Here is a 13,414-nt window from a genome sequence, read left to right as displayed (position 1 = left end):
CCTGGCTTTTGCATAAAGCATTAAAACGTATATTTGAGATGCGATTTGGCTTCTGAGCGTTTATGATTTTAGAACACTTCTACAAAGCTTTCTTTTCTTGGATTGAGTTAAAATTGTCGGCAAAGGGCTGGTTGTGGAAGCTTACCCTTTTTTCCTTAGCACTTTCTCTTTTTCTCGCTTTCCCGCCCTACACGCTTCTTTTGGATTATCTGAGGGATGGTAACTCCCTCGACGCCTGGGTATTCGTCCGTAACCAGGGCCAGGATTTGCTTCATCCCAGGGATATGGCTTATGACGTAAGAAGAGAAAACATGATTTTCAGGTGGACTTTGCCTGTATTGTCGTTTCTTACCAGCCATAATGTGGTGCTTATCCTGCTTCTTCAGGCAATATTAGGCGTGTTGTTCCTCAAAAAAATAGGCGAATACATTTATGCGCTTTCTGAGGATAAAGTGCTCACTGCACTGTTTGTACTATCCCTTGCCAATACGTTCGTATGTGTCTGGACGTTTGCTGATATTCATGGATATGGTGATGGGTTTGCTTATTTCTTTCTGCTTTTAGCATTGCTCAGCAGAAATCCGTTTGTCATTTTGGTTTCTTTGCAGATTGCATTTTTCACCGACGAGAGAGCGGTTGTCGCCGGCGGTTATCTGATACTTTGGTGGATGGCGACCAAGGCTTATGCGCAAAAGGACTTTGGCTTATTATCTCTTCTGAAATCTGCTTTTACGGGTGAAAGCCTGGTGGTATGGATAGGCTGGGTGGTTTATTTTGGCGTGCGGTTTTATGTTCAAAAACACTACTTCCCCCATCACAGCTACTCCACGATAGGAACGCCGGTTCTCTTTGCCAATGCGCACCGGAATGGCCTTGGCAGCAGTATATGGGGAGCTTTTGAAGGGACGTGGCTGCTGATTCTCTCGGCGGCGCTTGTACTTTGGTTATCAAAGCATTACTGGCTTTTCGCCGCACTTGGTATTGGCTTTGCGGTGCTGGTTACCACCGGTATTTACGTCCATGACATCGACAGGGCGCTGGCTTATGGATTTCCGTTTATACTGACAGCAATGTATATACTTTTGAACTCAGCTTCCCGCCGGTCTCTCAAAATCATCCTCTTCTTCACAATGGTCGTATGCGTGTGCCATCCGCAGGTTTTTTACATGGGCTATAATAAAATCTTATGGCTTGAACCTCTGCCTGTTAAGGTATTCATGTATGTGGACAGGTTGATGCATTGGAATTTTTTTAGCTAAAACCTTCTTAACAATTCCATTTATTTTCATAACAAAAAGAATATTGGGTTGAACTGCCATATTATGATATAAAAAACTATTTGAGATAATGTGTTGATTATAAAATAATTAATCATTGCCGATGGATCAACCGATTTTTTATGTAAATAGGAGTTTTGTATTTTCAAGGGAAAATGCCGGTTCGGATAAATTTTTAGGATGGAAATTTCCGAAAGAAAGAACGCTGTAGTTTACCCCCTAACATAAGATTTTAAAACATGCCTCATTTAATTGAATTAGATACTTTTAACACGGATTCGGGCAATCTCACCGTGTTTGAAAAGATTATTCCGGGGACAATTAAACGTGTTTTTTATATATACGGCGCAGGAGAAACCCAGCGAGGAGGGCATCGGCACCACAAAACCTGGAACGCCTTGATCTGCATCCACGGAAGTTGCCGCATTTATTCTAATGACGGAACGAAGGAAGAATACTTTATTCTGGATAATCCCATATCCTGCCTGATCCTGGAACCGAAAGACTGGCATGTCATGGATCGCTTTTCGCAGGATGCTATACTTTTGGTACTATCCAATGAATACTATGACAAGGCGGATTATATCGATGAGCCTTACCTACTGAACCAGATTATTTCTCAATGATCCCATTTCTGGATTTGAAACAGGTCAATGCACCCTATCTGGAGGCCATTGAAAAGGCATCTGTTCGTGTTATTCAGTCAGGATGGTATGTTCTCGGAAACGAACTCAAAAATTTTGAAGAGTCCTTTGCAGACTACTGCGGCGCGGAACATTGTATTGGGGTAGCGAATGGTCTGGACGCAATTACCCTGATATTGAAGGCAATGGACCTCCCGGCAGGTAGCGAAGTGATTGTGCCTGCTAATACCTACATTGCCTCTGTGCTGCCGGTCAGCTATTTAGGATTGAAACCTGTTTTTGTCGAACCGGATCCTCGCACCATGCTTCTGGACCCCTCGCGGATCGAGCAGCAAATTACACCACTCACCCGCGCGATCATCACGGTGGATCTTTACGGAAGAAGCTGCGAAATGCAGCCAATTCTGGAAATCGCCCGACGCCATCATCTGAAAGTCATTACCGATGCCGCCCAATCGCACGGCGCGATTTATCAGGGGAAGAAAGCAGGCAGTCTGGCAGAGGCAACGGCTTTTAGTTTTTATCCCACCAAGAATCTTGGCGCATTGGGCGATGCTGGAGCCGTTACGACTTCCGACACCGAACTGGCGGAAAGGATCAGATATTTGAGGAACTATGGTTCCGTGATTCGTTATCAAAATGATTATCAAGGTGTAAACAGTCGTTTGGATGAAATACAGGCAGCTATCCTAAGTGTTAAATTGCCTTATCTTGACAGTGAAAATCACCGCAGACGCGAAATTGCCAAACGGTATCTGGTCGAGCTGAAAGTGCAGGACCTTATTCTGCCGCCGGCCGACCGCTGGAATGAGGACGCCTGGCATTTGTTTGTAGTCAGGCATCCCCGCAGATCAGAATTTATCGATTATTTGCATTCAAAAGGTATTCAGACCAATGTCCATTATCCGGTGCCCATTCACTTGCAAAAGGCTTATCAGGCATTCCGGCATTTGAGTTTGCCACTAACCGAAGAAATTCACGAGCAGGTGGTTAGCCTGCCGTTAAATCCGGTTCTTACTGACGAAGAAGTTGCGTATATTATTCAAACGGTTAATCAATTTGGTGATCAGGCATGAAGCTGTCAGTCGTAATTCCGGTTTATAATAGTGAAAAGACGATCAAGCCGCTGGTGGGGAAGCTGCAGCATACGCTGGCCGGGATCAGCTTTGAAATTGTATTAGTAAACGACGGGAGCCGGGACGGTTCCGAACGCGTGGGAAAACAATTGGCCGAAACCTACGCCAATGTTCGTTTTATCTCTTTACGTCGCAATTATGGAGAGTTCAATGCGGTAATGTGCGGACTTAACTGGGCTTGCGGAGACTATTGTGTGATGATCGACGACGATTTTCAAAATCCTCCGGAGGAAATTTTAAAACTGGTAGAAACGGCAGAAAGTGGGGATTATGACGTAGTTTATACCTATTACGCTAAAAAACAACATTCAGTAGGCCGAAATCTGGGCAGCAGGTTTGTGAACTGGCTCACCAGCTATCTGCTGAATAAGCCCAAAGACCTTTATTTGTCAAGCTTCAAATTGATCCGCAGAGAGGTAGTCGAGGAAATAATCAAATACCAAGGTCCCTATCCTTACATCGATGGCCTGGTTTTCAGGATTACACGCAATATCGGTACTGTGCAGGTGGCCCATTTGAAACGGGAAGAAGGGATCTCCAACTATACCTGGCAAAAGCTGATCTCCCTTTTTCTGAATATCCTTTTCTGCTATTCCTCGCTTCCTATCCGTTTCTTTATGCCTATCGGCCTGGGACTTTTTGGCCTGGGCTTCTGCCTCCTGTTTTTCCTGACGATTCATTGGATGATTGGTCCGGACCCAAAAGGCTGGCAGGTGGTCACTGCAACATTCATTTTTATCGGAGGAATACAATGCACCCTCCTGAGCGTGCTGGGTGAGTATATAGGCAAAAGTTTCATGGCTCAGAGCGGCCAGCCGCAGTATGTGATCAAGTATAACAGCGGGCAGGAAATATGATCGACAACCGGCTTGAATACCAGCGCATGTACGATGTAGAGCGGAAGCTCTGGTGGTATCAGGTCTTGCACGAAAAGGTTTTAAAGCAGATCAAAAAACAATTCGGAACTTCTGTAGCTGATCTGCGCATTTTGGACGCGGCATGCGGAACGGGCGGCTTGCTGACATTCTTGAAAGAAAATGGGTATCCCAATCTGACAGGCTTTGACTACTCTCAACACGCAATCGAATTCTCGAAAGAGCGTGGTCTTTTAGTTGGTTTCGGCGATCTGAGAAGGGTAGAAGATTACCGTCCTGGGGAAACGTTTGACGTCATATGCTGCAACGACGCCTTGTATTTTCTTACAGATGAGGAGATTGTAAATGCGTTGAGGGCTTTTAAAGCGCGATTGAATAAGGATGGTTTGCTGATCATCAATATCCATGCGTTTGAAGCATTTTCGGGCACGCATGACCTTGCAGTGGGAAGTCAGCGGAGATTTGAGTTGCGCCATTTCAAATCATACAGCAGTGCTGCCGGTTTAAAGATTGGTTACAGCACTTATTGGCCTTTTGCGCTTTCGATCCCCATTCTGGCGGTGCGTCAGTGGCAAAAATTCAGGATTAGAAGAGATGGGATCAACGCAGAAGATGTTGATTCGGATGTCAAATTTCCCGGAAATACGATCAATTTAGTGCTCAAAGCAATTGTGAAAACAGAGTCATTTTTACTTTCCAGTGCGCCTTTCGGCAGCTCACTGTTTATGACAATGAAACCCCTTTGAGGGAGACAATAGGTATTGTCACGTTATTTTTTCGAGAACCCGGAGTTGTTTACCTTTTCAAAAAGCGCTTTTGCTTTACTTAACCCCATTTCACCATTTGTCGCGAAATACAGGAACGTTTCCAGTTCGCCGCGGTGCATGGCCTGGTTCATATCGCCACTTTGCGATTTATGTGCCGCTTTCACCCAGTCTGCTACGATCATATAACTGTGCTTTTTATCCTCGCCGAAACTGTAAGACCGGTCAAAATCGAACACCGGTGCCGAGCTGCTGACATTTGTTTCGGGGTAACCCTCCAGGCCGGTAAATTTGATTTCGCTGTCCTTATTTCTTGACTGGCCTCCCAAAACAATGGGTTTGTTTATGCCCTTGAACCGCTGAACAGCCCTGATCGCGCTAATTGAAGCCGTTTTATGATGAGCATGCTGTCCTTCACTGGGGATCAGGCAAAATACAAAGTCATAATTCCCTTTTGCCAGGATCTGGTCGAGGCGTTTTTCGACATATTTAATGTCCCAGTTTTTGCCTTCGAGATAGGGTTTTTCATTGCGGTTGTAATAGTCATCCAGTTGGTCGAGAAAGAAAAAATTGCCGATACCCATAATCTCCCCGGAAGCCATGATTTCTTTTTTTCTGATCAATGGCAAATGTTTCCTGCCGATTACAGAATCAACCATATTCATCCCATAATAGCTGGAAGCTACCAATCCATTGTAACCACCGGAAGCATCGGTGATCAATGCAAGGTCTGCCGATCCTTTGAGTTCATGTGTGATTTTAAAAACAGTCACCGGGAACATGGTTTCATCGTCGGGGTGGGCCGTGACAATCAGGATCCTTGGACTTTGAGCAAAAACGGAAATTTGAACCAGGGAAAACAGAAGAAGATAAATGTTTTTCATATGGACATTTTCTTTGGGTGATTTGTTATCGGGATACCGGTTTTCGGGTTAAGGGTCATATAGATTCTGATACTTCTAAAATCAGTTAATTTCTTTGAATAATACTAAAAAATTATGGATTTACAATTAAAAGGAAAAACTGCCTTTATCAGCGGCTCGACGCAGGGAATTGGGTTTGCAATTGCGCAAAACCTGTTGAAAGAAGGCGTAGCGGTGATCATTAATGGAAGGTCGGAAAGCAAAATAGCCGAAGCTGTCAAAAGGCTGAAAGAGTCTTTCCCCGATGAAAACGTTTCAGGCATTGCAGCGGATTTCTCAAAAGTGGACGAAGTAAATGCATTGCTGGAAAAGCTGCCGGACGTTGATATACTGATCAACAACGCTGGTATTTTTGAGCCAAAGCCATTTGCTGAAATTACGGATGAAGAATGGTTTAAGTTCTTTGAAGTGAACGTGTTAAGTGGTGTACGTTTATCCCGCTACTTATTCCCTAAAATGCTCGCGAAAGACTGGGGCCGGGTTATTTTTATATCCAGTGAATCCGGGGTAAACATTCCCGAGGAAATGATTCACTACGGAACCACAAAAACTGCGCAACTTGCTATCAGCAGGGGTTTATCGGAACTGACAAAAGGGACCAACGTGACGGTTAATACGGTAATGCCCGGGCCGACGAAATCTGAAGGAGTGGCAGAATTTGTGAAGCAGCTGGGAGCAGCCAATAACACGTCGGCTGAGGAAGCAGAAAAGGACTTTTTCAGAACAGCAAGACCTACCTCATTGCTGCAGCGCTTTGCTTCCGTAGAAGAGATCGCTAATCTGGTCACTTACATTGCCAGCCCGCTTTCATCGGCAACCAATGGATCTGCTTTGAAGGTAGACGGAGGTGTGGCGAAGTTCATTATTTAAATTCAGTTTTTGGGAATAGTCTGGCCAGGATTATTCCCAAAAACATTCCGGTGAGGCTGGCAAGCAAACCATAAATCAGTGGAGGATATGCTGTTCCGAACAATACGCATAAAAGCCAGACAACCAGCCCTGATACCATCGATAAAATGCAGCCCACCTCGTTGGTTGCCTTCCAGTAAATGCCAGCTGCCAGCGGCACAAAAAGGGAGACTAGGCTGAATACGGATGACTCGGCAACAAGCTCGAAAATACTTTCTCGCGTGATAGCCAGGATAATACAAATGAATGTTATAGCAACAATCCCAATGCGGATAATGCGTAGCAACTGCTCATCATTCAGTTCAGGATTAAAGAATTTGAAAATATTCTCGCCCAGCACGGCAGCCGGGGCCATGATGGCACTGCTGGTGGTACTTAATATAGCCGACACCAACGCTCCGAAGAAAATGATCTGGAGAGGGAGATTCATATGTTTCAGGATCATATTCGGGATGATCATCTGACCTGTTTTTTCCACCTGGGGGTAAAGGTGATGGCCACAAAGCCCGATAAAAAGCGGCAGAAGCGCGACCGTAAGATACATAAGCGAAGAAAGTAATGTTGACTTCACTGCAACATCAGCAGATTTTGCTGACATCACCCTTTGAAAGACATCCTGCTGTGGAATGGAACCCAGCCCGACGGTAATCCAGGCTGCTAAATATTCGGCCGAGGCCTTCAGGGTGAATTCGGGGTAGAAACGAAAGAAGCCTTCCGGGGCAGTCTCGATAAGCGGTTTGAAACCGCCAACTTCTTGATATAAAACCACTGCAACGATTATCAGGCCTGCAATGATCATGATGGTCTGAAGAAAGTCGGTAATCGATACGGACCACATTCCGCCCCAAATCGTGTACATGATCACGACTATCGAACTGCTTAGAATGCAGGTCGTAAGAGACCAGCCTAGGATTACTTTAAGCACGAATCCCATGGCCAGTAACTGGGCGGCAATCCAGCTGAAATAGGAGGGAATGATCAAGACTGCAGACAGTAGCTCTGCATACCTTCCATACCTGATGCGAAAAAAGTCACAGAAGGTAATGATATTCATTTTATAAAACTTCCTGGCGAAGAACAGTCCAACGAGCAAGAGGCAAAGAGCAGCCCCGAAAGGATCTTCTATCACTCCAAGAAGGCCATTTTCTACAAATTCAATGGGAGCGCCCATGATTGTTTCGGAGCCAAACCACGTCGCAAAAGTCGCCGAAGCAGCCAGCGCCAAAGGAAGGCGCCGACCGGCAAGCAAAAAATCCTGCGTAGTAGAGATCCGTCGGGAAGCCCAAAGGCCGATACCTAGGTTAGCCAGGAAGTAGGCAAGGATGGAAAATGCAAGCATTTAGTGAATTCCTGTAGTGTTTGAACCTGCAATTAATTGAAACAAAACAGAAATAAAAAGCCGGGCTTTCATGTTGAAAGCCCGGCTGGATATGCGAATGGTGAATAATTATCTTGGACCGTAACTGCGGTTTCTATGACCGTAATGATTTCCGCGGTTGTATTGTTGCCTGTAATGGCGGTTGTCGTATCTGCTCGACCGGTACCGGTCTGCGTGTATGACCCTTCTGTGAGGTGGCCTTACAACCACTACCCTTGGCGGCGGCGCTACACGATATCCGTAACCATAACCCCCGGGCCGGTAACCGTAATCATATCCGGGGTTATAAGATGCCCTGTAAGTACAGGACGAAATGCTAATTGCTGCAATAATCGTAACGATAACCGACAGCAGGAACCTATTTGTTTTCACGGCTTTAGTTCGTTTTGTTATGTTGTTAAAACGATTGCCGGAGGTTAAAAGTGCCCCAAGGGCGTTTTGCAAAGGGGCGATGTGAGCATCCTGAGATAGTTATCCACACATGACAATACAGCTAAATGTGCGTTAAAATGCTGTAAATGCGGATAATAAGAAGTTGTTAACAGGTTATCCACATTGTCGCTGTGGATAACCTGTTAACAAATATTACCACTTGTTATTAAGCTTCCACATCGTAGATAAGCACCTTTTCCCAGAGATGGGCGCAGTCTTCAACAAATTTTTTGTGGAGCGGATGAACCTGATAAACATCATGGGCAGCTTCGTCTGCAAAGATCAGGATCTCTGCGAAATCGTAAGTTGCGTCGATAACCGGCCTGCGGGTAGAGGCCGGGGTACCGATGTAGGCAGTTTCGATGGATTCTATTGCTTCCAAAGATTTAATTCCGGCAAGCAAAGCACTTTTCGCCTCATCGTTGTCTTTTTCTTTCAGCCAAAAAAATACGTTATGTACAAACATTGGTGTTGGTTTATGGAGTTATTAATTGTTAAGGATTCAGTTGTGGCACTGGTTCTTCTTCGATAGGGTTGGTCATTGCGTTCAGATAGGCTTTTTCAAGCTTAAATGAGAATGTAGTCCCTTTGTCTGGTTTGGACATTACAGCAATTTTGGTGTTATGTGCGTTTAAAATGTGTTTTACGATCGCCAGTCCAAGCCCTGTGCCTCCAATTTCCTTGCTCCGGCTTTTATCCACTCGGTAAAACCTTTCAAATATACGGTTCAAATGCTCATGTGGGATACCAGGCCCATTATCCCTCACAGCGACTTCCACATATTTTTTGCCCTCATTGAAATGAACAATCACTTTCCCGCCTTCATTTCCATATTTAATTGCATTTTCAATCAGGTTCAGCATCACCTGTTCCATTCGGTCGGCGTCGGCCTTAACCCAAACTTCCGGCATATCGTCGGGCTTCACCTTCAGTGCAACACCTCTGTCCTGGGCGATGTTTTCCAGTCGGCTGAATATATTCGTTGTCATCAGCCGCATATCCATGGGCGTCAGGTTCATTTTTATGTCACCTGTTTCCATTTGAGATAAAACCAGCAGGTCTTTTACCAGAACATCCAGGCTATCCAGGTTCTTGGCGGCTTTTTTCAGAAAGCGTTCACGTACATTTTCGTCTTCCATGGCACCGTCCAGCAAGGTGTGGATAAAGCCCTGGGCAGCAAAAATGGGTGTCTTAAATTCATGGGAAACGTCGGCCAGAAATTCGCGTCGGAACAATTCCAGCTTTTTTAGCTCGTCAATTTCTTTTTGTTTTTTGGTCACATACACAAAAATCTCGTCGTTGATGGTCTTCATCGGGTTGGATTCCTGGATGAGTTTTTTGCGGGGAGTCATATTGAAATCCCGCATTTTGAGCTTATGAATGGTCCTGTACATTTTATTGACTTCCCGGAAAACCAAAATGTCTATTGTATAAAGAACCAGGAAAAAAGAAGAAATGAAGGAAGAAATGGCAGATACGAACAACATCCCTTTCGAAACACCTTCCACAAAAGCCAGGAAAGTCGTGGTAATCAGGGATATGAGGAATGCCAGGATAAAGGCAATAAATCGGGGACTCAGCGACATAATATCAACATTATTGCTATAAAGTTAACATTTCTGCCCCGAACAAAGCCCGGATTTTTTATTGGGCAGGGTTTCTTAATGGTTTGGTAATATTGAAGTGAAGGTCAGATATAGTCATTTCGACAGCACCTGACCTTCATTCGACCGGGGTGGAATTTAAGATGTCCTAAAACCCTCCACGGAATTTGTATGTACTTGAAACCTTATCAATGGCGACGATATATGCCGCAATGCGAAGGGAGATTTTATATTTCAATGAGACTTCGTAAACCTTGTCGAATGAATCCTTCATGATACGGTCGGTGCGTCGGTTGATGCGTTCAAGCGTCCACTTGTAGCCGATGCGGTTCTGGACCCATTCGAAGTAGGAAACGGTTACGCCACCTGCGTTGGCGAGGATATCCGGCACAACCATAATGCCTTTTTCATTGATAATATCGTCGGCTTTGGAAGAAGTGGGGCCATTGGCACCTTCCACGATCATCTTTGCCTGGATTCCCGAAACATTTTTGCGGGTGATCACGTCTTCTTTTGCGGCAGGGACCAATACATCCACCGGCAGCATGAGCAGTTCTTCGCCTGGAATTTGTTCGGCACCGGTAAATCCTTCGAGCGAACCGTTATTGCGATCGCGGTACGCTACCGCGGCCGCTACATCAATGCCTTTGCTATTGTAATAGGCACCTGAAATATCACTCAATGCATGGATAGCAACCCCGCGTTCGCGCAGAAGCAAAGCTGCGTGGGAGCCCACGTTGCCAAATCCCTGAACCGCCGCCGTAGCACGATAAGGGTTAATCCTAAGTTTTTCCATGCCCGATAAAGCAGATACCATCACACCCCGGCCGGTTGCTTCTGTCCTGCCCAGTGAACCGCCCAGTACCAGTGGCTTGCCGGTTACCACTGCCGGCACAGTCATGCCCTTTGATTTGGAATATTCATCCATTAACCAGGCCATTTCTCTTGGGCCGGTGCCCATATCAGGAGCAGGAATATCCTGGTCGGGGCCAAAAACGTCCAATAAGGCAGTCGTATAGGCCCGCATCAAACGCTCGATTTCCCCGGCAGACATTTCTCTGGGATTACAAGCTACCCCACCTTTTGCGCCACCGTAAGGGATGTCCACGACCGCGCATTTCCATGTCATCCAGGCTGCAAGTGCGCGTACTTCATCCAGGTTTACATCGGGATCAAAACGGATGCCTCCTTTGCTTGGGCCCAGAATGGTGGAGTGGATTACCCGGTAACCTTCAAATGTTCGGATCTCGCCAGAGTCCATTGTAACTGGCAGACCGACAATGACTTGCTTGCGCGGTACTTTTAATATATGATACATTTCTTCTGAAATTCCCAGAAGTTCAACGGCCTTGTCAAATCGCTGCATCATTGACTCCAATGGATTTTCTTTATCCTTGATCGGAGCCGGTTCTATATACGACATTGCTGATTAATTAAAGTATTGATAATAAGTATGTTAATGAATGTTCTATCTTCAATAACACAAACTTACTGTATTTGTTTCTATAAAAACAAAAAACTAAAATTTCTTGAAATAGTATAATAAATGTAAAAAAGTAGATTGTTCTATGTCATTCCAAAAGGCTGGAACGAACGGGCAGTGGTGTGGAAGAAACCCAAATATGATAGAAGGTTTCGCCAAATTCGTAGAATGTAGAAAATAGGAAATTTGGTGAATATTTTTTCAGTAAAATTGGATGAACCACATCCTCAGGAGCTCAATCCCAGTTCTTTCAGGAAGCCTTCCCGGTAATTGCTTCCGACTGGGATTTCGGTTTTACCTATAAAAAGCCGGTTACCTTCTATATGGTCAATCTTTGATTTATTGATAATAAAAGACCGGTGAACACGGACAAACATCGATTTGGGAAGTAAATCCTCAAACCCTGAAAAGGTCATGGATGGAAGAAGGGTATTCTGCGAAGTCACGATTTTGGTGTAATTGCCGCTGGCTTCCGCGTATAGCAAATCATGAAAAAGGATCTTGAAAATCTTTCCGTCGGTTTTGATGAAGATATAATTTTCTGCTTTTTGATCCGGATTTTCGAGGGCGGGATAGGAGAGGATCTGCAGGCGGTCCACTGCTTTGTCCACCGCAATAATGAAGCGTTCCAGGGAAAAGGGTTTCAGCAAATAATCACATGCCGACAGTTCGAAAGCATCCAGGGCATATTCCTTGTAAGCAGTCGTGAAAATGACCTGAGGCGGATTTCTCAACGTTTTTAGAAGAGAGACGCCATCCAATACCGGCATGTTGATATCCAGAAATAAAATATCTGCCTTTTGCTGATGTAAAATAGCTTTGGCCTCCATTGCGTTTCCGATGGAAGCCAACACCTGCAGATAGGGAATCTGCGCGCAATAGCTTTTGATGATTTCACGCGCAATAGGCTCGTCGTCGACGATCAGGCAGTTGATTTTATTCATATCATTTTGCTTTTATTCTCAGAATCACATTGTAAGCAGTTTCACGCTCGTCGATGGTCAGTTCGTGATCGCCGGGATATAATAATTCCAGTCGCTTTTTTACATTAGGGAGCCCAAAACCGCTGCTTTTGTTCAGCATCTGATTTTTCGCGCCGGTTTTATTGCATGAATTTTTTATGGAAAACAGGATCAGGTTGTTCCAGGTTTTCAGGGATATCTCCATGTAAATGAGATCGTCGGCTGTGTTTTTGGAATGTTTGAAGGCATTTTCTATAAAGACTATCAGTAGCATCGGGGCAATTCTAATGCTTGTATCGGTCAGTTTTTCGATGTCGGTTTTTAAAACCAGTCTCTCTCCAATCCTTATTTTTTCAAATTCGATGTAATTATCAATATAGGCCAGCTCATCTTTGAGCGGCACAAAGGTTTCGCTGGAATCATAGACGGAATATCTTAGCAAATCGGCCAGTTTTAAAAGTAAAGGTGGGATCTTCTCATGCTGTGTGATGGAAAGCCCATAAAGGTTATTGAGCGTATTGAACAAAAAATGGGGACTTAATTGGGATTGCAGCAGATGTAATTCACTCTGACTGTGCGCAGCCGCGCTTCGCGCTTCCTGTAATTCTTTTTTTCCAATGGTCCTGACCACCTTGATCAGCATGCCCAATGTGACACTGCTGATCAGAAATGGCAGCCAATAGAGCAAAATATGCAGGGCCGGGGCTCCCTCAAATGGAAATGCAAGCTGAGCGAAAAGTGCAATGCTGCTGACGACCAGCACGGCCACCAATGACAATACCACGCTTTTGAGATCCTTTATCCTGATGATCAGGAGTTCTGCAAAGTACCTGCCGATAAAAATCGCGGCCAAAAAGAAGACGGTAATGGCAGTAGCAACGGCTTCATCGCCATTGACATGCATGGTATTCATCAGAAAATCCATGGCAATCCAAACCGGGGCGGCGGTTAATGCTGCCAGGAGGAAGTATACTACGCCTGAATTCTTCTGTATTTGATCTGATAAAGTGCTCATCTCATTTTGATT

Annotated in this window: 14 protein-coding genes; 6 read left to right on the top strand and 8 right to left on the bottom strand. The window is 44.9% G+C overall.

The genetic code is table 11. From position 1 onward, the window contains the following. Positions 1–62: 62 nt before the first annotated feature. The 5 genes from AC1XUF_RS18245 (at position 63) to AC1XUF_RS18225 (ending at position 4,678) form a co-directional block, all read left to right on the top strand. Positions 63–1,259: a hypothetical protein gene (locus tag AC1XUF_RS18245; RefSeq protein WP_483343262.1), complete on the top strand. Its 1,197-nt coding sequence runs from the start codon at positions 63–65 to the stop codon at positions 1,257–1,259. A 257-nt stretch (positions 1,260–1,516) separates the two neighbouring features. Beyond that, positions 1,517–1,903, top strand: a complete 387-nt coding sequence (locus tag AC1XUF_RS18240; protein WP_483343261.1) for a sugar 3,4-ketoisomerase — start codon at positions 1,517–1,519, stop codon at positions 1,901–1,903. After that, positions 1,900–2,997 carry a DegT/DnrJ/EryC1/StrS family aminotransferase gene (locus AC1XUF_RS18235; protein WP_483343260.1) on the top strand — a complete coding sequence of 366 codons (1,098 nt, stop codon included), beginning with the start codon at positions 1,900–1,902 and terminating at the stop codon, positions 2,995–2,997. The genes AC1XUF_RS18240 and AC1XUF_RS18235 overlap by 4 nt, the downstream gene beginning before the upstream one ends. Then, entirely contained in the window at positions 2,994–3,914 is a 921-nt protein-coding gene (locus AC1XUF_RS18230) for a glycosyltransferase family 2 protein (protein WP_483343259.1), read from the top strand. Before AC1XUF_RS18235 ends, AC1XUF_RS18230 begins: the two co-directional genes overlap by 4 nt. Further along, positions 3,911–4,678 (top strand): class I SAM-dependent methyltransferase, encoded by a 768-nt coding sequence (locus tag AC1XUF_RS18225; protein WP_483343258.1) that lies wholly within the window; start codon positions 3,911–3,913, stop codon positions 4,676–4,678. Before AC1XUF_RS18230 ends, AC1XUF_RS18225 begins: the two co-directional genes overlap by 4 nt. Positions 4,679–4,701: 23 nt before the next feature. Here AC1XUF_RS18225 and AC1XUF_RS18220 read toward each other — a convergent pair whose 3' ends face one another. After that, positions 4,702–5,580 carry a PIG-L family deacetylase gene (locus tag AC1XUF_RS18220; protein WP_483343257.1) on the bottom strand — a complete coding sequence of 293 codons (879 nt, stop codon included), beginning with the start codon at positions 5,578–5,580 and terminating at the stop codon, positions 4,702–4,704. 114 nt (positions 5,581–5,694) lie between these two features. Between AC1XUF_RS18220 and AC1XUF_RS18215 the strand changes: the two genes are divergently transcribed. After that, positions 5,695–6,489, top strand: coding sequence for an SDR family NAD(P)-dependent oxidoreductase (locus AC1XUF_RS18215; protein WP_483343256.1), 795 nt, complete (start codon positions 5,695–5,697; stop codon positions 6,487–6,489). Here AC1XUF_RS18215 and AC1XUF_RS18210 read toward each other — a convergent pair. From AC1XUF_RS18210 to AC1XUF_RS18180, 7 genes are all read right to left on the bottom strand, one after another. After that, complete coding sequence (locus AC1XUF_RS18210) at positions 6,482–7,867, bottom strand: high affinity choline transporter 1 (protein ID WP_483343255.1); 1,386 nt, start codon at positions 7,865–7,867, stop codon at positions 6,482–6,484. The two genes, AC1XUF_RS18215 and AC1XUF_RS18210, sit on opposite strands and share 8 nt — an antisense overlap. A gap of 108 nt (positions 7,868–7,975) precedes the next feature. Next, positions 7,976–8,278, bottom strand: a complete 303-nt coding sequence (locus tag AC1XUF_RS18205) for a hypothetical protein (RefSeq protein WP_483343254.1) — start codon at positions 8,276–8,278, stop codon at positions 7,976–7,978. 226 nt (positions 8,279–8,504) lie between these two features. Beyond that, a complete protein-coding gene (locus AC1XUF_RS18200; protein WP_483343253.1) occupies positions 8,505–8,804 on the bottom strand; it encodes a Dabb family protein in 300 nt (99 codons plus the stop codon). A 28-nt stretch (positions 8,805–8,832) separates the two neighbouring features. Then, positions 8,833–9,924, bottom strand: coding sequence for a sensor histidine kinase (locus AC1XUF_RS18195; RefSeq protein WP_483343252.1), 1,092 nt, complete (start codon positions 9,922–9,924; stop codon positions 8,833–8,835). Between the two features lie 166 nt (positions 9,925–10,090). Further along, positions 10,091–11,365, bottom strand: coding sequence for a Glu/Leu/Phe/Val family dehydrogenase (locus AC1XUF_RS18190; protein WP_483343251.1), 1,275 nt, complete (start codon positions 11,363–11,365; stop codon positions 10,091–10,093). A gap of 287 nt (positions 11,366–11,652) precedes the next feature. Then, positions 11,653–12,369 carry a LytR/AlgR family response regulator transcription factor gene (locus AC1XUF_RS18185; RefSeq protein WP_483343250.1) on the bottom strand — a complete coding sequence of 239 codons (717 nt, stop codon included), beginning with the start codon at positions 12,367–12,369 and terminating at the stop codon, positions 11,653–11,655. A gap of 1 nt (position 12,370) precedes the next feature. Continuing rightward, the gene (locus AC1XUF_RS18180; protein WP_483343249.1) at positions 12,371–13,402 is read right to left on the bottom strand and encodes a sensor histidine kinase; all 1,032 of its coding nucleotides are present in this window, start codon (positions 13,400–13,402) and stop codon (positions 12,371–12,373) included. Positions 13,403–13,414: the final 12 nt, after the last annotated feature.

This window comes from Dyadobacter sp. HNCC25DJ185, from assembly GCF_056895195.1.
This window is presented reverse-complemented; position numbering and strand designations above follow the sequence as displayed.

Excerpts from the sequence above, each read along its gene's own strand:
- AC1XUF_RS18230 (WP_483343259.1), top strand. The coding sequence starts at position 2,994 with ATGAAGCTGTCAGTCGTAATTCCGGTTTATAATAGTGAAAAGACGATC.
- AC1XUF_RS18190 (WP_483343251.1), bottom strand. The coding sequence starts at position 11,365 with ATGTCGTATATAGAACCGGCTCCGATCAAGGATAAAGAAAATCCATTG.
- AC1XUF_RS18245 (WP_483343262.1), top strand. The coding sequence starts at position 63 with ATGATTTTAGAACACTTCTACAAAGCTTTCTTTTCTTGGATTGAGTTA.
- AC1XUF_RS18185 (WP_483343250.1), bottom strand. The coding sequence starts at position 12,369 with ATGAATAAAATCAACTGCCTGATCGTCGACGACGAGCCTATTGCGCGT.
- AC1XUF_RS18215 (WP_483343256.1), top strand. The coding sequence starts at position 5,695 with ATGGATTTACAATTAAAAGGAAAAACTGCCTTTATCAGCGGCTCGACG.
- AC1XUF_RS18235 (WP_483343260.1), top strand. The coding sequence starts at position 1,900 with ATGATCCCATTTCTGGATTTGAAACAGGTCAATGCACCCTATCTGGAG.
- AC1XUF_RS18225 (WP_483343258.1), top strand. The coding sequence starts at position 3,911 with ATGATCGACAACCGGCTTGAATACCAGCGCATGTACGATGTAGAGCGG.
- AC1XUF_RS18210 (WP_483343255.1), bottom strand. The coding sequence starts at position 7,867 with ATGCTTGCATTTTCCATCCTTGCCTACTTCCTGGCTAACCTAGGTATC.
- AC1XUF_RS18240 (WP_483343261.1), top strand. The coding sequence starts at position 1,517 with ATGCCTCATTTAATTGAATTAGATACTTTTAACACGGATTCGGGCAAT.
- AC1XUF_RS18180 (WP_483343249.1), bottom strand. The coding sequence starts at position 13,402 with ATGAGCACTTTATCAGATCAAATACAGAAGAATTCAGGCGTAGTATAC.
- AC1XUF_RS18200 (WP_483343253.1), bottom strand. The coding sequence starts at position 8,804 with ATGTTTGTACATAACGTATTTTTTTGGCTGAAAGAAAAAGACAACGAT.
- AC1XUF_RS18195 (WP_483343252.1), bottom strand. The coding sequence starts at position 9,924 with ATGTCGCTGAGTCCCCGATTTATTGCCTTTATCCTGGCATTCCTCATA.
- AC1XUF_RS18220 (WP_483343257.1), bottom strand. The coding sequence starts at position 5,580 with ATGAAAAACATTTATCTTCTTCTGTTTTCCCTGGTTCAAATTTCCGTT.